This window comes from Serratia sp. BNK-33-b, assembly GCF_048684565.1.
GTDB classification, from domain to species: Bacteria; Pseudomonadota; Gammaproteobacteria; order Enterobacterales; family Enterobacteriaceae; genus Serratia; species Serratia marcescens.
In genome coordinates, this window is record NZ_JBLQTZ010000001.1 from 197,752 (window position 1) to 216,675 (window position 18,924).

At 61.7% G+C, this 18,924-nt stretch carries 19 protein-coding genes; 13 read left to right on the plus strand and 6 right to left on the minus strand.

Annotated features, from left to right (window positions below; translation table 11 throughout):
- Positions 1 to 11: 11 nt before the first annotated feature.
- Both ACMGGK_RS00860 and crp read right to left on the minus strand, forming a co-directional pair.
- Positions 12 to 2,090, minus strand: coding sequence for a YccS/YhfK family putative transporter (locus tag ACMGGK_RS00860; protein ID WP_420276620.1), 2,079 nt, complete (start codon positions 2,088 to 2,090; stop codon positions 12 to 14).
- 50 nt (positions 2,091 to 2,140) lie between these two features.
- A complete protein-coding gene (gene crp, locus ACMGGK_RS00865) occupies positions 2,141 to 2,773 on the minus strand; it encodes a cAMP-activated global transcriptional regulator CRP (RefSeq protein ID WP_004090925.1) in 633 nt (210 codons plus the stop codon).
- A 382-nt stretch (positions 2,774 to 3,155) separates the two neighbouring features.
- Here crp and ACMGGK_RS00870 point away from each other — a divergent pair, with 382 nt between their 5' ends.
- Positions 3,156 to 3,563, plus strand: a complete 408-nt coding sequence (locus ACMGGK_RS00870; RefSeq protein WP_004930372.1) for an OsmC family protein — start codon at positions 3,156 to 3,158, stop codon at positions 3,561 to 3,563.
- A 38-nt stretch (positions 3,564 to 3,601) separates the two neighbouring features.
- On the opposite strand, the gene ACMGGK_RS00875 is transcribed toward ACMGGK_RS00870, so the two are convergent.
- The 3 genes from ACMGGK_RS00875 to ACMGGK_RS00885 form a co-directional block, all read right to left on the minus strand.
- Complete coding sequence (locus tag ACMGGK_RS00875) at positions 3,602 to 4,471, minus strand: phosphoribulokinase (RefSeq protein ID WP_016930343.1); 870 nt, start codon at positions 4,469 to 4,471, stop codon at positions 3,602 to 3,604.
- A 151-nt stretch (positions 4,472 to 4,622) separates the two neighbouring features.
- Positions 4,623 to 4,856 (minus strand): YheU family protein, encoded by a 234-nt coding sequence (locus ACMGGK_RS00880; protein ID WP_004930376.1) that lies wholly within the window; start codon positions 4,854 to 4,856, stop codon positions 4,623 to 4,625.
- A complete protein-coding gene (locus ACMGGK_RS00885; protein WP_016930342.1) occupies positions 4,853 to 5,833 on the minus strand; it encodes a hydrolase in 981 nt (326 codons plus the stop codon). Before ACMGGK_RS00885 ends, ACMGGK_RS00880 begins: the two co-directional genes overlap by 4 nt.
- 118 nt (positions 5,834 to 5,951) lie before the next feature.
- Here ACMGGK_RS00885 and ACMGGK_RS00890 point away from each other — a divergent pair, with 118 nt between their 5' ends.
- The 6 genes from ACMGGK_RS00890 (at position 5,952) to tauD (ending at position 10,913) form a co-directional block, all read left to right on the plus strand.
- The gene (locus ACMGGK_RS00890) at positions 5,952 to 6,554 is read left to right on the plus strand and encodes a LysE family translocator (RefSeq protein WP_033639232.1); all 603 of its coding nucleotides are present in this window, start codon (positions 5,952 to 5,954) and stop codon (positions 6,552 to 6,554) included.
- Between the two features lie 11 nt (positions 6,555 to 6,565).
- Complete coding sequence (locus ACMGGK_RS00895) at positions 6,566 to 7,348, plus strand: PhzF family phenazine biosynthesis protein (protein WP_143778638.1); 783 nt, start codon at positions 6,566 to 6,568, stop codon at positions 7,346 to 7,348.
- Between the two features lie 114 nt (positions 7,349 to 7,462).
- Positions 7,463 to 8,458, plus strand: a complete 996-nt coding sequence (gene tauA / locus ACMGGK_RS00900; RefSeq protein ID WP_004930383.1) for a taurine ABC transporter substrate-binding protein — start codon at positions 7,463 to 7,465, stop codon at positions 8,456 to 8,458.
- Between the two features lie 9 nt (positions 8,459 to 8,467).
- The gene (gene tauB / locus ACMGGK_RS00905; RefSeq protein WP_143778639.1) at positions 8,468 to 9,235 is read left to right on the plus strand and encodes a taurine ABC transporter ATP-binding subunit; all 768 of its coding nucleotides are present in this window, start codon (positions 8,468 to 8,470) and stop codon (positions 9,233 to 9,235) included.
- Positions 9,232 to 10,068: a taurine ABC transporter permease TauC gene (gene tauC, locus ACMGGK_RS00910; protein WP_028128297.1), complete on the plus strand. Its 837-nt coding sequence runs from the start codon at positions 9,232 to 9,234 to the stop codon at positions 10,066 to 10,068. Before tauB ends, tauC begins: the two co-directional genes overlap by 4 nt.
- Positions 10,065 to 10,913 (plus strand): taurine dioxygenase, encoded by an 849-nt coding sequence (gene tauD, locus ACMGGK_RS00915; protein WP_049300703.1) that lies wholly within the window; start codon positions 10,065 to 10,067, stop codon positions 10,911 to 10,913. Before tauC ends, tauD begins: the two co-directional genes overlap by 4 nt.
- Before the next feature lie 3 nt (positions 10,914 to 10,916).
- On the opposite strand, the gene ACMGGK_RS00920 is transcribed toward tauD, so the two are convergent.
- Positions 10,917 to 12,830, minus strand: coding sequence for an ABC transporter ATP-binding protein (locus ACMGGK_RS00920; RefSeq protein ID WP_420276621.1), 1,914 nt, complete (start codon positions 12,828 to 12,830; stop codon positions 10,917 to 10,919).
- 129 nt (positions 12,831 to 12,959) lie between these two features.
- Between ACMGGK_RS00920 and kefG the strand changes: the two genes are divergently transcribed.
- The 6 genes from kefG (at position 12,960) to nhaC (ending at position 18,923) form a co-directional block, all read left to right on the plus strand.
- Positions 12,960 to 13,511: a glutathione-regulated potassium-efflux system ancillary protein KefG gene (gene kefG, locus ACMGGK_RS00925; protein WP_028127618.1), complete on the plus strand. Its 552-nt coding sequence runs from the start codon at positions 12,960 to 12,962 to the stop codon at positions 13,509 to 13,511.
- 2 nt (positions 13,512 to 13,513) lie between these two features.
- The gene (kefB, locus tag ACMGGK_RS00930) at positions 13,514 to 15,322 is read left to right on the plus strand and encodes a glutathione-regulated potassium-efflux system protein KefB (RefSeq protein ID WP_015379275.1); all 1,809 of its coding nucleotides are present in this window, start codon (positions 13,514 to 13,516) and stop codon (positions 15,320 to 15,322) included.
- Between the two features lie 14 nt (positions 15,323 to 15,336).
- Positions 15,337 to 15,540, plus strand: a complete 204-nt coding sequence (locus ACMGGK_RS00935) for a YheV family putative zinc ribbon protein (protein ID WP_015379274.1) — start codon at positions 15,337 to 15,339, stop codon at positions 15,538 to 15,540.
- 112 nt (positions 15,541 to 15,652) lie between these two features.
- Positions 15,653 to 16,240, plus strand: coding sequence for a peptidylprolyl isomerase (gene slyD, locus ACMGGK_RS00940; protein ID WP_004930407.1), 588 nt, complete (start codon positions 15,653 to 15,655; stop codon positions 16,238 to 16,240).
- A 92-nt stretch (positions 16,241 to 16,332) separates the two neighbouring features.
- Entirely contained in the window at positions 16,333 to 17,361 is a 1,029-nt protein-coding gene (locus tag ACMGGK_RS00945; RefSeq protein WP_048796240.1) for a LacI family DNA-binding transcriptional regulator, read from the plus strand.
- A 122-nt stretch (positions 17,362 to 17,483) separates the two neighbouring features.
- Entirely contained in the window at positions 17,484 to 18,923 is a 1,440-nt protein-coding gene (gene nhaC, locus ACMGGK_RS00950) for a Na+/H+ antiporter NhaC (protein WP_016930332.1), read from the plus strand.
- The last annotated feature ends 1 nt before the right edge of the window (position 18,924 follow it).

Here is an 18,924-nt window from a genome sequence, read left to right on the forward strand (position 1 = left end):
ATGCCGCGCCCTTATTGATCGCGCAGTTTGCGCTTGAGCCAGATGCCGTGGTGTGGGCGCTGGCGCCAGGCCAGCGACGAAATGGTATGCATCACGTTCAGGTGCGACAGGATGCGGCGCAAATGACGTTCCATCTCGGTGACGGGCATCTCCGGATGCAGATCCGGTGGCTGCATGATGCCGCTGTTGCCGCTGCTCGGGCCGTCGTATTCCAACCGCTGCTGGCAGCTTTGCAGCGCGATTTCACAGGTTTGCAGATAGGCTTCCGCCAGTTTCGGCGTCAGCATGTAGTGCTCGCGCGCCAGAATGGTCATGGCGTTCAGGTGTTCGACGATGAACTGGCTGTGAGTGACCCACAGCCGCATGTCCGCCAGATAATTCGACGCGAACCCCGGTTCCTGCATCGCCTGATTGAGTGAGGTGAACAGCGCGTTGTGCGCCTGGTTGACCTGCATGCGGGTATAGGCCAATGCGGTGGCGTCCGGTTCCGGTTGCTTCAGCATCAGCCGCAGCGCGGCTTGATCGTTTTCCAGCGCCTGATGGGCATTCTTGCGCAGCAGCCCGCTTTGCCACTGCGGCCACAGCCAAATGGTGCCGCCGAACGCCAGCACGCAGCCTATCAGCGTATCGATCAGGCGCGGTACCAGAAAATGCGAGCCGTTCAGCGCCAGCAGTTGCAGGGTGTAAACCGCCGTGACCGTAAAGCCAATCACCGACAGCCCGTAGTTCTTGCGCGAAACCAGGTAGGCCAACAGCGTGATCACCAGCATGATGCTCAGCGTTTCTCCTTCCGGCAGCTGCAGCTGCAACAGCCCGGTCGCCAGCAACAGTCCGGCAATCGTGCCCAGCGCACGGTGCTGAATACGCACCCGGGTGGCGTTATACCCGTTTTGGCTCACCAGCATGATGGTGAGCAGGATCCAGTATGGCTTCGGCAGGTTGAAGACCGCACCCAGGCTGCTGCCGACCGCCAGCGTCACCCCCAGCCGCGCGGCGTTGCGCAGGGCGGTGGATTTGAACGACAGATAGCTGGCCAGCGCCGGCCAAAACGGCAGGCGGTGCTGGCCGGGCATCAGGTCGCGGCGGTACAGCGGATGCTGGGTGCGCAGCAGGCGGGCGATGCGGCTGAAGTGGTAATAACAAAACTGGCCGACCGGGTTATCGGGATGCTGCGCCGCCATTTTTTCCAGCGCCGCCAGTTCGTGGCTCATGGAGAAGCGCTTCGAATGCTGATGGTAGAGGATATCGTGCGCCACCACGCGCAGCCGGCCGGCGATCACCAGTGCATTGCGGCGAATGATCGCTTCGGCCTGGCTCTGCTCCACCAGTTTTTGTACTTCCTCCGGCAAATGCAGGCTGACGGTGATGTGCTCCTGCAGATCCATCGCCACCTGAAAGGCGCGCTGCAGGCGCTTTTGTTCGAGGTTGTTGGCGTGCGGCAGGAAATTGAGCTGTTGGTACAAAAGGCTGATCAGATCCATCACCTTTTGTTGGCGTACCAGCAGCGGCGGCAGCGCGGTTTGCGGATCGGTGTGCTGGGTCAGCAACGAGTATTTGGCTTCGAAATAGTCCGCCAGCTCCAGGTAGAGCTGGCTCAGCGTCTCGCGCATCGGCTGCTCTTTCCACAGCTTGAACCAGAACCAGGTGAATAAGCCGTACCAGACGGTGCCGATCGCGTACAGCAGCGGCGCCTGCCAGAGAGGTACCGTGCCGGCCGTGCTGAGGGCGAAAATGGCGGCCACCAGCGCCGCCGGCAACAGCCGGGCGTGCAGCGGGCTGATTTCACCGGTGACGCCGAGCAGCAGCGCCAGGCCCAGCATCAGCGCCGGCAGCGGCACGTGCCACAGCAGCGCCTGTTGCAACAGCACGCTGCTGAAGGCGAACAGCGAGCCGCCGACGATCAGCCGTTTAAAGAAGCGCTTATGCGGCGTGTCCAGACCGGCGATATTGCAGCAGGCGGGCACCAGAGAGAACATCAGGCCGAGCTGCAGCTGGCCTATCAACAAGCCGAACAGCACCGGCAGGCACAACACCAGCGTTTGTCGCAGTGCGTAGTTGATTTCCGGGTGGTAGATCAGGCGGCGCCACATGGCAGAGAGCAGATAAAAAAACGGCGCAGATTGCGCCGTTTCTTCGAAGATTAACGGGTGCCGTAGACGACAATGGTTTTGCCGTGGGCGGAAATCAGGTTTTGATCTTCCAGCATTTTCAGAATACGGCCAACGGTTTCACGCGAGCAGCCGACGATCTGGCCGATCTCCTGACGGGTGATCTTGATCTGCATGCCGTCCGGGTGAGTCATGGCGTCGGGTTGCTTCGCCAGATTCAGCAGGGTTTGCGCGATGCGGCCGGTCACGTCCAGGAAGGCGAGGTTGCCCACTTTTTCGGAGGTGACCTGCAGGCGGCTCGCCATTTGGGCGGACAGACGCATCAGGATGTCCGGGTTCACCTGGATCAGTTGGCGGAATTTCTTGTAGGAAATTTCGGCCACTTCACAGGCGGTTTTCGCGCGAACCCAGGCGCTGCGCTCCTGGCCTTCTTCGAACAATCCGAGCTCGCCGATGAAATCCCCCTGGTTGAGGTAGGACAGGATCATCTCTTTACCTTCTTCATCCTTGATCAGCACCGCGACGGAGCCTTTCACGATGTAGTAAAGCGTTTCGGCCTTTTCACCTTGGTGAATCAGCGTACTCTTCGATGGATATTTGTGGATATGGCAATGAGACAGGAACCATTCGAGAGTAGGGTCTGTTTGCGGTTTGCCGAGAACCATTCGCTGTTATCCTCTGTTGTTATCGCTGCCTTGTGTCACAGGGGTCAGAGTTCCCTGTAAAACCCGCCTGTAGCCGCAGTCATGAGCGAGGGCTACCGGCAAGTTTTGAGGCGTGTCATAAAAATACGCTGTCGCTCTAGCATATTAACTTGCCGTAAGCGCTGCAAGCTACATTCTGTTAACATACCGGTAAAGGAGCCTTTCTCTGGGCGTTTCCCTGAAATACAGTGTCCCGGAAAGATTTATTGCGGCTCTGTTTGTAGCACAGAGTAAGGCGGGTGTCTCGTGTTGTCTCGCTTCAGCATGATTAGCATCAGGTTACGTTGCCTGTTTCTATGCGAAAGCGTACTCTGATTTTAAGAAATCAACCGGAGTGACCAGAATGCAGGCAAGAGTTAAATGGGTGGAAGGGTTAACGTTTTTGGGTGAATCGGCCTCCGGCCATCAGGTGCTGATGGACGGCAACGCCGGTGATAAAGCGCCCAGCCCGATGGAGATGGTGCTGATGTCGGTGGGCGGCTGCAGCGCGATCGACGTGGTCTCCATCCTGCAAAAAGGGCGCAACGACGTGCGCGACTGCGAGGTGAAGCTGACCTCCGAGCGCCGCGAAGAAGCCCCGCGGTTGTTCACCCATATCAACCTGCACTTCATCGTTACCGGCCAGGATCTGACCGACAAAATCGTTGAGCGAGCGGTGAACCTGTCGGCGGAGAAGTACTGCTCGGTGGCGCTGATGCTCAACAAGGCCGCCACGGTGACCCACAGCTTCGAGATCCGTCAGCCGGCGTAATCTAGACGGAGCGCGGCTCGGCGCCGCGCTCAACGCGCTTATTCGATCTTCTTGCCTTCCAGCAGCCGCTGCACCAGCGGCGCCATGATCAGCTCCATCGCCAGCCCCATTTTGCCGCCCGGCACCACTAACGTATTGATGTGCGAGATAAACGAGCCCTGCAGCATCGCCAGCAAGTAGGGGAAGTCGATCTGGTCCAGGCCACGGAAGTGGATCACCACGAAGCTTTCATCCAGTGAGGGAATGGCCTTGGCGGCGAACGGGTTGGAGGTGTCCACCGTCGGCACGCGCTGGAAGTTGATGTGGGTGCGCGAGAATTGCGGCGTAATGTAGTTGATGTAGTCTTCCATCGAGCGCACCACCGAATCCATCACTGCTTCGCGGGAGTGGCCGCGTTCGCCGGTATCGCGGATCAGCTTCTGGATCCACTCCAGGTTGACGATCGGCACTACGCCGACCAGCAGATCGACGTGTTTGGCCACGTCATGGTGCTCGGTGACCACGCCGCCGTGCAGACCCTCGTAGAACAGCACGTCGGTCGGCGCCGGCAGCGGCTCCCACGGGGTGAAGGTGCCCGGCACCTGATTGTAGGGCACCGCTTCGTCGTAGGTGTGCAGGTACTTGCGCGAACGGCCGGTGCCGTTTTTGCCGTACTCGATAAAGCTCTGCTGCAGCAGGCCGAAGTCGTTGGCCTCGGGGCCGAAATAGCTGATGTGTCTGCCCAGATCGCGCGCCTTGCGGATCGCCGCGTCCATTTCCGGCCGGGTATAGCGGTGGAAGCTGTCGCCCTCCAGCTCGGCGGCGCGAATGTTGAGCTGCTGGAAGATTTTGCGGAACGCCACGCTGGTGGTGGTGGTGCCGGCGCCGCTGGAACCGGTCACCGCGATAACGGGATGTTTGGCAGACATGGTGGTTGTCACTCCGTGTTGAATGCGCCGGCGTCAGGGGATTATTGTGGCTCTTGTTGACGCTCTCTATGTCAGGAAAAAATGGCGCGCGCTGGTTTGCAATGTCCCATTGTTACCTGATTTTTTCCGTCAGTCATAGAAGCGGGCACCACTAAATTTCTTCCTGCCCGGCGCGGAACTGGCCGCGCGGCATGATGTTGACGCTCTCGTGCAGTTCCGACCACACCAGCACCACTTCGCCGTTTTTCAGCTGGCGGCGCACGTCCTCCACCTTCTGCTCCAGCGATCGTTCGTGCTCGCCGTAATCGGTGCCTTCGCGCAGCACAAAGGATTCGATCAGGCTGTTCAGGGTGTCGGTTGCCAGTTCTTGCCAGGGAATAATCACGTCGGAATGTCCAGATAAGGGGAAAGCCAGGCCGGAATGCGATGCTCCAGCCACATGTGCGGTTTTTTCAGCGTGCCGCCGACGAAGCCGACGTGGCCGCCGAACTCAGTCAGCTGATATTCGATATTGCGCGGCAGGCCGGCGACGTCGGGGATCACCTCAGGGGTCATGAAAGGGTCGTCCTTCGCATGGATGATCAGCAGCGGCGTCTGGATGGACGGCAACAGCGGCAGGGCGCTGCAGCGGCGATAATAGTCGGTGGCGTCGCTGAAGCCGTGAATGCGCGAAGTGATGGCATCGTCGAACTCGCGGATGCGCCGCAAACCGTTCAGCTGTGACAGCTTGAGCGGCAGGGTATCCGGATAGTGCAACAGCTTGCGGGTGGCGTTTTGTTTCAGCTGCCCCAGCAGGTAGCGCTGATAAACGCGGGAGAAGCCTTGCTCCATGCGGTAGGCGCAGGGTTCCAGCATCAGCGGCGCCGAGACCACCACCGCCGCCTGCAGCAGGCTGTCGGCGCCTTGCTGCGCCAGATAGCAGGCCAGCATGTTGCCGCCGAGCGAAACGCCTACCGCCGCGGTTGGCACTTCGCCGTAGCGGTCGCGCAGCCAGCGCAGAAAGAAGCGCGCGTCTTCGGTTTCGCCGGAGTGATAGATGCGCTGTTTGCGGTTGGGCACGCCGCTGCAGCCGCGAAAGTGCATCACCACGCCCAGCCAGCCGCGATCGCGCCAGGCGTTGAGCAGGCCATGCGCGTAGGGGCTGTAGAAGCTGCCCTCCAGGCCGTGGAACAGCACCGCGCGCGGTTTGTCGCGCGCCTGCGCCGGATCCTCGCTCCAGGCGAGATCGACGAAATCGCCGTCGGGCAATTCCAGCCGTTGCCAATGCGGTTTCAATAACACGCGGCGGCGCACCAGCCGCGGCAACAGCGTTTGCAGGTGCGGGTTACTGGCCCCGGTCAGAGGGCGAAAGGTGTTAGGCATAGGCTGAGTAAAATGTTGTGGGCGGCTATTGTGAGATCCCTAGCGCACTGTTAGCTTCAATACCAAGAATTAACAATGATACTGCAAAAAAGCGCCTTGGGTGAGGAGCACCCGTGCCATGGAACCGAGTTTATTCCTTTCGATGCTGGGCTTCCTGTGGGTCGCGGCCATCACGCCTGGCCCCAATAATCTGCTGCTGACCACTTCCGGCGCTAACTTTGGCTTTATGCGATCGCTGTGGCTGATGGTCGGCATCATGCTCGGCATGCAAAGCATTTTGCTGCTGGTGGCGTTCGGCGTCGGCAGCCTGATCCTGATCTACCCGTCGCTGCACCTGATCCTGAAAATCCTCGGCAGTTTGTACCTGCTGTGGCTGGCGTGGAAAGTCGCCACCGCCGCCTATGAAAAGCTGGAAACCGACGTGGCGCCGCCGCAGCCGGTGCGGCTGTATCAGGGCTGGCTGCTGCAGTTCCTCAACCCGAAAGCCTGGCTGATGGCGCTGGGCGCGGTGGCGAGCTTCAGCCTGGCGGGCGATAAGTACAACGGTTCCATAGCGGCGATCGCGCTGGGCATTGTGGCGGTGAACATCGTCGCCGGCATTATCTGGCTGGCGTTCGGCACCCTGATCGGCCGCCTGCTGCGCAGTAAAAAGGCCTGGGTTATCTTCAACGTTTCCATGGGGCTGCTGACGGCAGCCTGCGTATTACTGATTTGGCATTAAGGAGCGGAACGATGGCGGAAAACTATTATCACGTGGTCGCCTTTACCGGCGAAGGGTTGCGCGGCAACCCGGCCGGGGTTTGCCTGCTGACGCAGCCGCTGCCGGCGGAGCGGCTGCAGGCGATCGCCAACGAGATCGGCCTGCCGGAAACCAGCTTTGTCTGGGATGACGGCGATATGACCGCCATCCGCTGGTTTACCCCGGAACGCGAGGTCGATCTTTGCGGCCACGGCACCCTGGCGGCGGCGCATGTGATGTTCAGCGCGGTTAACCCGGCGCTGCGAGATATTCGCTTCCGTTCGGCCGGCGGCGAGCTGCTCGTCAAGCGCGATGCGCAGGACGGGGAGCGGCTGATACTTGATTTCCCCGCCCGGCCGCCGCAGAAAGTCGCCGAACCGGCAGGCCTCGCGGCGCTGTTGGGCGTGCAGCCGCAGGAAGTGTGGCAGGCGAAAGCGCTGCTGGTGGTGCTTGAAAACGAGGCGCAGGTGCGCGCGCTGCGGCCGGACATTCCCGCGTTGATCGCGCTGGCCGGGCGTGCGGTCATCGTCACCGCGCCCGGTGACACTGTGGACTTCGTTTCGCGCTATTTCACGCTCGACGGCGGTGAGGATCCGGTCACCGGCTCCGCGCACTGCACGTTGATGCCTTACTGGACGGCGCGTCTCGGCCGCCATCGGTTGCACGCCCGGCAGATTTCGGCGCGCGGCGGCGAGCTGTTCTGCGAACTGCAAGGGGACCGCACGCTGCTGGGCGGCTACGCTCACGTGTTCTTGCGCGGGTCGATCGCGCTGTGATCCGCTTTAATATTACCTAAGGTAATAAAGAAGACTTTTTTATTCTTTTATCGCCCGTCATCGCTCAGATAAAACTGTCAGCAACTGAACAGATTTTTATCAACGGAGCGCAACATGGCGGGCAAACTCTTTTCTTTACGTAACGCGGCGCTGCTGGCGTTGTCGCTCAGCGCGGCCAGCGCCTACGCGGTGGACGTGACCGTGGCGTACCAGACGTCGGCGGAGCCGGCCAAGGTGGCGCAGGCGGAAAACAGCTTCGCCAAACAGTCCGGCGCGACCGTCGACTGGCGTAAGTTCGACAGCGGTTCCAGCGTGCTGCGCGCGCTGGCCTCCGGCGACGTGCAGATCGGCAATATCGGCTCCAGCCCGCTGGCGGTGGCCGCCAGCCAAAAACTCCCCATCGAAGTGTTCCTCATCGCCTCGCAGCTCGGCAGCTCCGAAGCGCTGGTGGTGAAAAATGACATCAAAAGCCCGCAGGATCTGATCGGCAAGCGCATTGCGGTGCCGTTTATTTCCACCACCCATTACAGCCTGCTGGCCTCGCTCAAACATTGGGGCATCAAGCCTGAACAGGTGAAGATCCTCAATCTGCAGCCGCCGGCCATCGCCGCCGCCTGGCAGCGCGGCGACATCGACGGCGCTTATGTCTGGGCGCCGGTGGTCAACGAACTGGCCAAACAGGGCAAGGTGCTGACCGACTCCGCGCAGGTGGGCGAATGGGGTTCACCGACGCTGGACGTGTGGGTGGTGCGCAAAGACTTCGCCGAGAAACATCCCGACGTAGTGACCGCCTTTGCCGCCAGCGCCCTGCAGGCGCAAAAGGCCTACCTGGCGGCGCCGGAACAGTGGCTGAAAGATCCGAGCCATCTCAGCACGCTGGCGCGCCTGAGCGGCGTACCGGAAGCGCAGGTGCCTGAACTGGTTAAGGGGAACCGTTATCTGCCGGTGGCCGATCAGGTTGCCCAACTCGGCCAGCCGGTGGACAAGGCAATCCGCGATACCGCCGAATTCCTCAAGCAGCAGGGCAAGATCCCGCAGGTCGACAGCGACTACAGCGCTTACGTCACCGACCGTTTTGTGAAACAGGTGCAGGCTGCGCCGCAGTCGTAAGGAAGCAGGATGCTAAACGTCAATCATCTTTCAGCAGAGTATCAGGGGCGGCCCGCGCTGCGTGACGTGTCGTTCCAGATCGCCGCCGGGCAACTGGTGGTGGTGCTCGGCCCATCGGGCTGCGGCAAGACCACGCTGCTGAATTTGATCGCCGGGTTTATCGAGCCTTCAGCTGGCAGCATCACGCTGGATGGAACGCCCGTTCACGGCCCGGGGGCCGAACGGGGCGTGGTGTTCCAGCATGAGGGCTTACTGCCGTGGCGCAACGTGGTGGACAACGTCGAGTTCGGCCTGCAACTGGCCGGCATCGGCAAGGCGCAGCGCCGCCAGGTGGCGGGGCAGATGCTGCAGCGCGTGGGGCTGGCGGGCTATGAACAGCACTTCATCTGGCAGCTTTCCGGCGGCATGCGCCAACGCGTCGGCATTGCCCGCGCCCTGGCCGCCGATCCGCGTCTGCTGTTGCTGGATGAGCCATTCGGCGCGCTGGACGCGTTCACGCGCGAGCAAATGCAGGAGCTGCTGCTGACCATATGGCGTGATACCGGCAAGCAGGTACTGCTGATCACCCACGATATCGAAGAGGCGGTGTTCCTCGCCAGCGAGCTGCTGCTGCTGTCGCCGGGGCCGGGGCAGGTGGTGGAGCGGCTGTCGCTGAACTTCGGCCAGCGCTATGCCGACGGCGAAGCCTGCCGCGCCATCAAGTCCGATCCTGAATTTATCGCGCAGCGCGAATACGTGCTGGGCAAAGTTTTCCAACAGCGCGAGGCCTTGCTATGAGCCTGCATTCCACTATGAAGGCCGCGGCCCAGCCGCAGGGCAAAGCGGCGCGCCGTTTCAGCGTGCCGCGCAACGTTTGGTTGAGCGGCGCCACGCTGTTGACGGTGCTGGCGGTGTGGTGGGGCGTGACGGCGCTGCAGCTGATCAGCCCGCTATTTTTGCCGGCGCCGCAGCAGGTGCTGCACCAACTGATCACCATTGCCAGCCCGCAAGGCTTTATGGACGCCACGCTATGGCAGCATCTGGCGGCCAGCCTGGGGCGCATTTTGGTGGCGCTGCTGGCGGCGGTGATTGTCGGCATTCCGGTGGGCATCGCCATGGGACTGAACGACACGGTGCGCGGCATCCTCGATCCGCTGATTGAGATCTATCGCCCGGTGCCGCCGCTGGCCTATCTGCCGCTGATGGTGATTTGGTTCGGCATCGGCGAGACCTCGAAAATCTTGCTGATTTATCTGGCGATCTTCGCGCCGGTGACGCTGTCCGCCGTGGCCGGCGTGCGCAGCGTGGCGCAGGTGCGGGTGCGCGCCGCCCGCGCGTTGGGCGCCACGCGCTGGCAGGTGCTGCGCTTCGTGGTGCTGCCGAGTGCGCTGCCGGAGATCCTGACCGGCATCCGCATCGGGCTGGGCGTCGGCTGGTCGACGCTGGTGGCCGCCGAACTGATCGCCGCCACGCGCGGCCTGGGATTTATGGTGCAATCCGCCGGTGAGTTTTTGGCGACCGACGTAGTGTTGGCCGGCATCGGCGTGATTGCGGTGATTGCATTTGGGTTGGAGCTGGGGCTGCGCGCCCTGCAGCGCCGACTGACCCCGTGGCATGGAGTACAGCAATGAACGAACGTCTGAATATCACCCCGCTGGGGCCTTACATCGGGGCGCTGGTGGAAAACGTCGAGTTGGCCCGGCCGTTGGGCGACGGTCAGTTTGAACAGCTTTATCATGCGCTGCTCAAGCATCAGGTGCTGTTCTTCCGCAATCAGCCGATCACGCCGCTGCAGCAGCGCGATCTGGCCGGCCGTTTCGGCGATCTGCATATCCATCCGGTCTATCCGCACGCCACCGACGTGGAAGAGATCATCGTGCTCGATACCCACGACGACAACCCGCCGGACAACGACAACTGGCACACCGACGTGACCTTTATCGAGAACCCGCCGCTGGGAGCCATCCTGGCGGCCAAGACGCTGCCTGCCACCGGCGGCGATACGCTGTGGGCCAGCGGCATCGCCGCCTATGAGGCGCTGTCGGCGCCGTTCAGAACGCTGCTCGCGGGGCTGCGCGCGGAGCATGACTTCACCAAGTCGTTCCCGGAGTACAAGCATCGCGGCAGTGAAGAGGAGCATCAGCGCTGGCAACTGGCGGTGCAGAAAAACCCGCCGCTGCTGCATCCGGTGGTGCGTACCCATCCGGTCAGCGGCCGGCAGGCGCTGTTCGTCAATGAAGGGTTCACCACGCGGATCGTCGATCTGGCGCCGAAGGAGAGCGACGCTTTGCTGAACTTCCTGTTTGCTCACATCACCAAACCGGAGTTTCAGGTGCGCTGGCGATGGCAGGAAAATGACGTGGCGATCTGGGATAACCGCGTGACGCAGCACTACGCCAACGCGGATTATCTGCCGCAGCGGCGCATCATGCACCGCGCGACCATTCTGGGGGATAGGCCTTTTTACAAAGCCTGAGGCTTAGGCGTCGAACGCCTGCGTTAACTGCTCCAGCTGTTCCTGCGCATCCAGCCAGGTCATTTCCGTCTCTTCCAGCGCGGATTTGGCCTGGCTTTGCTTTTGCAGGCAGTCGGTCAGTTCGGCCTTGCGGCTGATGCCGTACAGCGCGGGATCCGCCAACTGCTCTTCCACCGCCGCCAGCTCGGCGCCCAGTTTTTCCATCTGCTGTTCCAGCTTGGCGATCTGCTTGCGCAGCGGTTGGGTTTGCGTACGGAACTCCGCCTCGCGGCGTTTTTGATCCTTGCGCGCCTGCGCGCTGTTGCCGCCGCTCTCTTTTTCCGGTGCGTCCTGCTGGCTTTCCTGGCGCTGCAGGTCGACAAGCCACTGCTGGTAGTCGTCGAGATCGCCCTCGAAAGGCTCGACCTGACCGTCGTGTACCAGGTACAGATCGTCGGTAGTGGAACGCAGCAGGTGACGGTCGTGCGATACCACCACCAACGCGCCTTCGAAATCGATCAGCGCCTCGGTCAGCGCCTGACGCATGTCGAGATCCAGGTGGTTGGTCGGTTCATCGAGCAGCAGCAGGTTAGGGCGCTGCCAGACGATCAGCGCCAGCACCAGCCGCGCCTTCTCGCCGCCGGAGAAACGTTCGGTCACTTCGCTGACCTTGTCGCCCTGGAAGCCGAAACCGCCCAGGTAATCCCGCAGCTGCTGCTCAAGCACCCGTGGGGCGATGCGGCTTAGGTGCTGCAACGGCGATTCGTCGGCGCGCAGGAATTCCAGCTGGTGCTGGGCGAAGTAACCCAGCTTGATGCCTTTCGCCAGACCTATCTCGCCGCTCAGCGGCTCAAGGGTGCCGGCCAGCAGTTTGATCAGCGTCGATTTCCCGGCGCCGTTGCGGCCGAGCAGGCCAATGCGCGAGCCGGGCACCAGGTTCAGCTTGATTGATTTCAGGATCACTTTATCGCCATATCCGGCGCTGACTTTTTCCATGCGCAGCAGCGGGTTCGGCAGGCTTTCCGGCGGACGGAAGCTGAAGGTGAACGGGTTGTCGACGTGCGCCGGGGCGATCAGCTCCATGCGCTCCAGCATCTTGATGCGGCTCTGCGCCTGCTTGGCCTTGGTGGCCTGCGCGCGGAAACGGTCGATATAGCTTTGCAGGTGCGCCACTTTTTCTTGCTGATGCTGATAAAGCGACTGTTGCTGCGCCAATTTGGTGGCGCGCTGGCGCTCGAACGACGAGTAGTTGCCGGTGTATTCGTTCAGGGTCTGCTGTTCGATATGCAGGATTTTGTCGACAATCGGATCGAGGAAGTCGCGATCGTGCGAGATCAGCACCAGCGTGCCGGGATAGTTTTTCAGCCAGCGCTCCAGCCAGATCACCGCATCGAGATCCAGGTGGTTGGTTGGTTCGTCGAGCAGCAGGAGGTCGGAACGGCACACCAGCGCCTGCGCCAGGTTAAGACGCATACGCCAGCCGCCGGAAAAGTCGCGCACCGGGCTTTGCAACTGTTCGTTGGAGAAGCCGAGACCGTGCAGCAGGCTGGCGGCGCGGGAGCGGATGGTCCAGGCGTCGATGGCGTCCAGCTTGCCGTGCAGGGTGGCGATGGCGTGGCCGTCGTTGCGATCGTTGGCCGCCTGCAACTCGGCTTCAAGCTGGCGAAACTCGCGGTCGCCGTCGATAACATACTCGATCGCCGGCACGTCCAGCGCCGGCGTCTCCTGGTTGACCCAGGCCAGCGCCCAGTTGCCGGGGAAGGTGAAGCTGCCGCCGTCCGCCGCGATCTCGCCCTTCAGCAGTGACAACAGCGTGGATTTGCCACAGCCGTTTTTGCCCACCAGGCCGACCTTCTGACCTGGATTAACCGTCGCCGTGGCGTTGTCCAGCAGGACGCGGATGCCGCGTCGGATTTGTAGCGAGGAGAATACAATCATAAAGCGCCGTATGTTCAGAGTATGTTAAATTATCATTAAGGTAACAGAACGCGCACCGCGCGCTGTTTTTGTCTTTGCGATGCATGGTAACGGAAAACCGCTACCCTGACGACGCTTTGGAGGGGAATGATGTCGCAGCCGCCCAAGGTCTTGCTGCTGTATGCCCATCCGGAATCTCATGACTCGGTGGCGAACCGGGTTTTGCTTCGACCGGCGCAGCAGTTGGAACATGTCACCGTGCACGATCTCTACGCGCACTATCCTGATTTTTTTATCGATATCCATCACGAACAACAGCTGCTGCGTGAGCATCAGGTCATCGTGTTTCAGCACCCTCTGTACACCTACAGCTGCCCGGCGCTGCTGAAGGAGTGGCTGGATCGCGTGCTGGCGCGCGGCTTCGCCAGCGGCGTGGGCGGCAATGCGCTGGCGGGCAAATACTGGCGCTCGGTGATCACCACCGGCGAGCCGGAAGGCGCCTACCGCACCGGCGGTTATAACCACTATCCGATGGAAGATATCCTGCGGCCGTTCGAGTTGACCGCCGGGATGTGCCATATGCACTGGTTGACGCCGTTCGTGGTCTATTGGGCGCGGCGGCAAAAGCCGGAGGTGCTGCGCAGCCACGCGGACGCCTACGGGGAATGGCTGAGCCACCCGCTGCCGCATGGAGGGCGGTGATCATGGAAGGATCGACCTTACTGACCGCCATTTTGCTGTTCCTGTTCGCCGCGGTGGTGACGGTGCCGATCGCTCGTCGTCTGGGGATTGGCGCGGTGCTGGGCTATCTGATCGCCGGCATCGCCATCGGCCCGTGGGGGTTGGGCTTCATTCGCGACGTCGATGAGATCCTGCACTTCTCCGAGTTGGGCGTGGTGTTCCTGATGTTCATCATCGGCCTGGAGCTGAATCCCAGCAAGCTGTGGGAGCTGCGGCGCTCGATTTTCGGCGCCGGCGCCGGCCAGGTGTTGATCACCGCGGCGGTGCTGGGCGCACTGCTGTACCTGACGCACTTCGCCTGGCAGGCGGCGGTGATCGGCGGTATCGGCCTGGCGATGTCTTCCACCGCCATGGCGCTGCAGCTGATGCGCGAAAAGGGCATGAACCGCAACGAAGGCGGACAGCTGGGTTTCTCGGTGCTGCTGTTCCAGGATATGGCGGTGATCCCGGCGCTGGCGTTGATCCCCATTCTGGCCGGCGCCGGCGGCACCAGCGACGACTGGGCGAAGATCGCGCTCAAGGTGGCGGCGTTTGGCGGCATGCTGATCGGCGGCCGTTTCCTGCTGCGGCCGCTGTTCCGCTATATCGCCGCTTCCGGCGTGCGCGAGATCTTCACTGCCGCGGCGCTGTTGCTGGTGCTCGGCTCGGCGCTGTTTATGGAGACGCTTGGCCTGTCGATGGCGCTCGGCACCTTCATCGCCGGGGTGCTGTTGGCGGAGAGCGAATACCGCCACGAGCTGGAGATTTCTATCGAGCCGTTTAAAGGGCTGCTGCTGGGGCTGTTCTTTATCTCGGTGGGCATGGTGTTGAATATCGGCGTGCTCTACACCCATCTGGCCGAGGTGTTGATCGGCGTGTTGGCGCTGGTGGCGGTCAAATCCGGCGTGCTCTACGGGGTGTCGCGGCTGTTCGGCCTGCGTAGTTCGGTGCGCCTGCAGTTTGCCGGCGTGCTCAGCCAGGGCGGCGAGTTTGCCTTCGTGCTGTTTTCTGCGGCGGGCGCGCAAAAGGTGCTGCAGCCGGATCAACTCTCTTTGCTGCTGGTGGTGGTGACGCTGTCGATGATGACCACGCCGCTACTCATGCAGGCCATCGACCGCATTTTGGCGCGCCGCTACAACGCCAAAGGCGAAGACGAGGAGACGCCGTACGTAGAGGACGACGATCCGCAGGTGATCATCGTTGGCTTCGGGCGTTTCGGCCAGGTGATCGGCCGCCTGTTGATGGCCAACAAAATGCGCATTACCGTACTGGAACGCGATGTCAGCGCCGTCGGCGTGCTGCGGCGTTACGGATATCAGGTTTATTACGGCGACGCCACCGAGCTGGAGCTGTTGCGCGCGGCGGGCGCCGAAAAGGCCAAGTCGATCGTGATCACCTGCAATGAGCCGGAAGACACCATGGAGATCGTGCGGTTGTGCCAACAGCACTTCCCGAATCTGAGCATTCTGGCGCGGGCACGCGGCCGCGTGGAGGCGCATGAGCTGCTGCAGGCGGGCGTGAAACAGTTCAGCCGCGAAACCTTCTCCAGCGCGCTGGAACTGGGGCGCAAGGCGTTGATGGAGTTGGGCATGCACCCGCATCAGGCCTTCCGCGCCCAGCAGCATTTCCGCCGCCTGGATATGCGCATGCTGCGTGAACTGATGCCGCCGCATCAGGGCGACGTGGCGCAAATTTCCCGCGTGAAAGAGGCGCGGCGCGAGCTGGAAGAGCTGTTCCATCGCGAAATGCAAAAAGAAAGTCGCCAGTTCGACGGCTGGGACGAATACGAATAAGCGGGAGCATAACGATGTCTGCAACACGTAAGAGATTTATCGCCGGGGCGGTGTGCCCGAGCTGTAGCGCCATGGATACGTTGGCGGTATGGCGGGAGGATCAGGTGGAAGTGGTGGAGTGCGTCAAGTGCGGCCACCATCAGCGCCAGACCGAACAACAGGTGGAAAAACACGTTCGCCCGCAAGAGCAGGTGATCGGCATTTTCCAGCCGAAGTAGCGTTTTTTTATCCCGGAGGGTACAGCGAGGCAGATTTCCGTTACAATCTGTCCGGAAAAGGCGCGCATCCCGATAACGGTGCGCGTCCTAGTAGCCAACGGTAGGAGATATCATGAAAGTAGCAAAAGACTTGGTGGTCAGCCTGGCTTACCAAGTACGTACAGAAGACGGTGTTTTGGTTGATGAGTCTCCGGTGAGCGCACCGCTGGACTATCTGCACGGGCATGGTTCTCTGATCGCAGGTCTGGAAAAAGCGCTCGAAGGCCACGACGTTGGCGATCGTTTTGACGTTCACGTCGGCGCGAACGACGCGTACGGCAACTACGACGAAAACCTGGTGCAGCGCGTACCGAAAGACGTCTTCATGGGCGTTGACGAACTGCAGGTCGGCATGCGTTTCCTGGCTGACACCGATCAGGGCCCGGTACCGGTTGAAATCACCGAAGTTGACGGTGACCACGTGGTGGTTGACGGCAACCACATGCTGGCCGGCCAAAACCTGAACTTCAACGTGGAAGTTGTCGCGATCCGCGAAGCGACCGCAGAAGAGCTGGCGCACGGTCACGTACACGGCGAGCACGACCATCACCACGAGCACGGTGAAGGCTGCTGCGGCGGTCATGGCCACAGCCACGATCACGACCATGGTCACGACCACGGTAAAGGCGGTTGCGGTAACGGCGGTTGCGGCTGCCACTAAGCAGAACGCAATCCCGAGACAAGAGGGCGGCCATTGGCTGCCCTTTTTTATGCGCGGCGCACCAGGCGCCGAACGGCACAACAGGACATGCCATGGCCACCATGAAAGACGTTGCGCGCCGCGCCGGCGTTTCCACGGCCACCGTCAGCCGGGTGATCAATAATACCGCCTACGTTGAACCGGTGACCCGCGAACGCGTCGAGAAAGCGATGCGCGAGTTTAACTACCACCGCAACGCCGCCGCGCTGGCGCTGGCGAAAAGAAGCGGCAATATGCTGGGGTTGCTGACCGGCAACCTCGACGATCCGTTTTTCTCACGCCTGGCGCGGGGCGTGGAAGACATCACGCGGCAGGCCGGCGTGCGTTTGATGTTGTGCAGCGGCGGGCATCAGGCCGAACTGGAAAAAAGCGGCCTCGACTTTCTCATCAATCAGGGATGTGAAGCCATTGTGGCGCACGTCACGCGCATGGGAGAAGAGGACCTGCTGCGCTACGCCGCCCACACGCCCGCGCTGGTGCTGATCAATCGCTACCTGCCGGCCATCGCCAATCGTTGTATTTGGCTCGACAATGCCAAGGCGGCGCAGGCGGCGACCAAGCTGCTCATTCGTCAGGGGCATCGGAGAATCGCCTGCGTGACGACGGATCTGCCGATCGACGACCGCGCGCAGCGGTTAGCGGGTTACCGCCAGGCCATGGCCGCCGGCGGCATTGAGGTGCCCGGCAGTTGGATCATCAGCGTACCCTTCAATGAAAGAGGGGGCGAACTGGCGGCCGAGCGCGTGCTGGCCAGCGACCAACGCTTCACCGCCGCAGTGACGTTCAACGACGTGATGGCCGCCGGCATGATGCGCACCTGCCACCAACGGCAAGTTCCGTTGCCTGAAGCGCTGTCGATCGTCGGTTTTGACGACATTGCCCTGGCGAAATACCTCCACCCCGCGTTGACCACCGTGCATTACCCCATAGAGAAAATGGCCCGACGTGCCGCGCGTCTGGCGCTACAAATCCACAGCGGCAGCGACGTCGCGCCGCAGAACAACCGCTTTTCGGCCGAACTTATCCTGCGAGACTCCGTCGCCGATGGTGAGAGGCCTGAGCAAAGCAAGCGCGGCGAATGAGAGGCGGTTCACATAACGCCATCTCATGAAACCGATTACATGGCCAGTGGCCTGCGCTCACATCCTCCGATTACCGAAGCCATTACGCTGTTGCAGTACCCCCTCTTCAACAGGAGCCGTATATGGATAATAAGAAAACGCTCAACCTTGGGCTGGCGACGCTGCCGATTGTGGCCATGCTGTTGCTGCTCATCATCGGCTATGGCCAGTTTGGCCTGCGCATTGAACCGCTGCTGCTGGTTTCCGCCGCCATCGCCGCCGCGTTGGCCTGGTGGCAAGGCTACCGCTGGGATGACATCATCGAGGCCATCGTGGCCAAGCTGGCTAAGGCGATGCCGGTGATCATGATCCTGATCTGCGTGGGCGGCCTGATCGGCACCTGGATGATCAGCGGCACAATCCCTTACATGGTGTATTGGGGGCTGAAGCTGATTAGCCCGCAATACATTCTGATCGCCGCGTTCTTCATCACCAGCGTGATCTCGGTGTGCACCGGCACCTCGTGGGGGGCGGCCGGCACCGTGGGCGTGGCGCTGATGGGCGTGGCCGCCGGTCTGGACGTGCCGCTGGCTGCCGCGGCCGGGGCTGTGGTGTCCGGCGCCTACTTCGGCGACAAAATTTCGCCGTTGTCCGATTCGACGAACTTCGCGGCTATCGTCGCGGATACCGATCTCTACAGCCATATCCAGCATCTGATGTACACGACGCTGCCGAGCTTCATCCTGGCCGCCGTGGTGTACCTGATCGCCGGCCACACCGGCGCGGTGGGCAGCGTGGCAACGCCGGAAAAAGTGACCGAAATCGTCAGCGCGCTTGAGGGGTTGTACCATTTCAATCTGCTGTTGATCCTGCCGCCGGTGCTGGTGCTGTGGGGCGCGGTGACCAAACGGCCGGTGATCCCCGTCATGCTGGCCGCCTGCGCGCTGGCGATCGCCATCGGCGTCGCGCTGCAGGGTTTTAGCCTGCAACAGGGGCTGAATGCGTTGATGGACGGTTTCAATCTGTCGATGTTCGCCAGCCAGGGCCATAACGTCGAAGGGATTGTCGCCGATGTGCCGCGCCTGCTGAACCGCGGCGGCATGTTCTCGATGATGAGTACGATCCTGCTGGTGTTCTGCGCCTTTTCCTTCGCCGGCGCCTTGACGCTGACCGGCGCGCTGACGGTGATCATCAGCCGGCTGCTGAAAGTGGTGCACACCACCGGTCAACTGATCGCCGCTACCGTTGCCACCACCATCCTGGTGACCGGCGCGACCAGTGACGGCAAGCTGGCGCTGCTGATCCCGGCGGAGCTGTTCAAAGGCGCCTATCGACGCATGGGGCTGGACAACAAAAACCTGTCGCGCACCGTCGAAGATGCGGGCACCGTTATCGAGCCGCTGATCCCGTGGACGGCCGCCGGTATTTACATGGCGACCACGCTGGGAGTCAGCACGCTCGATCTGCTGCCGTGGGCGATCCAATGTTATGCCGCGGTGGTGTTCGCCCTGATTTATGGGTTCACCGGCTTCGGTATCGCCAAACTTCAACCTCAGAACGACTTGCAGCGTAAGGAAGCCTGAC

Bases quoted from the DNA above. Each gene is read 5' to 3' on its own strand.
- ACMGGK_RS00860 (WP_420276620.1), bottom strand. From the start codon at position 2,090: ATGTGGCGCCGCCTGATCTACCACCCGGAAATCAACTACGCACTGCGA.
- crp (WP_004090925.1), bottom strand. From the start codon at position 2,773: ATGGTTCTCGGCAAACCGCAAACAGACCCTACTCTCGAATGGTTCCTG.
- ACMGGK_RS00870 (WP_004930372.1), top strand. From the start codon at position 3,156: ATGCAGGCAAGAGTTAAATGGGTGGAAGGGTTAACGTTTTTGGGTGAA.
- ACMGGK_RS00875 (WP_016930343.1), bottom strand. From the start codon at position 4,471: ATGTCTGCCAAACATCCCGTTATCGCGGTGACCGGTTCCAGCGGCGCC.
- ACMGGK_RS00885 (WP_016930342.1), bottom strand. From the start codon at position 5,833: ATGCCTAACACCTTTCGCCCTCTGACCGGGGCCAGTAACCCGCACCTG.
- ACMGGK_RS00890 (WP_033639232.1), top strand. From the start codon at position 5,952: ATGGAACCGAGTTTATTCCTTTCGATGCTGGGCTTCCTGTGGGTCGCG.
- ACMGGK_RS00895 (WP_143778638.1), top strand. From the start codon at position 6,566: ATGGCGGAAAACTATTATCACGTGGTCGCCTTTACCGGCGAAGGGTTG.
- tauA (WP_004930383.1), top strand. From the start codon at position 7,463: ATGGCGGGCAAACTCTTTTCTTTACGTAACGCGGCGCTGCTGGCGTTG.
- tauB (WP_143778639.1), top strand. From the start codon at position 8,468: ATGCTAAACGTCAATCATCTTTCAGCAGAGTATCAGGGGCGGCCCGCG.
- tauC (WP_028128297.1), top strand. From the start codon at position 9,232: ATGAGCCTGCATTCCACTATGAAGGCCGCGGCCCAGCCGCAGGGCAAA.
- tauD (WP_049300703.1), top strand. From the start codon at position 10,065: ATGAACGAACGTCTGAATATCACCCCGCTGGGGCCTTACATCGGGGCG.
- ACMGGK_RS00920 (WP_420276621.1), bottom strand. From the start codon at position 12,830: ATGATTGTATTCTCCTCGCTACAAATCCGACGCGGCATCCGCGTCCTG.
- kefG (WP_028127618.1), top strand. From the start codon at position 12,960: ATGTCGCAGCCGCCCAAGGTCTTGCTGCTGTATGCCCATCCGGAATCT.
- kefB (WP_015379275.1), top strand. From the start codon at position 13,514: ATGGAAGGATCGACCTTACTGACCGCCATTTTGCTGTTCCTGTTCGCC.
- ACMGGK_RS00935 (WP_015379274.1), top strand. From the start codon at position 15,337: ATGTCTGCAACACGTAAGAGATTTATCGCCGGGGCGGTGTGCCCGAGC.
- slyD (WP_004930407.1), top strand. From the start codon at position 15,653: ATGAAAGTAGCAAAAGACTTGGTGGTCAGCCTGGCTTACCAAGTACGT.
- ACMGGK_RS00945 (WP_048796240.1), top strand. From the start codon at position 16,333: ATGGCCACCATGAAAGACGTTGCGCGCCGCGCCGGCGTTTCCACGGCC.
- nhaC (WP_016930332.1), top strand. From the start codon at position 17,484: ATGGATAATAAGAAAACGCTCAACCTTGGGCTGGCGACGCTGCCGATT.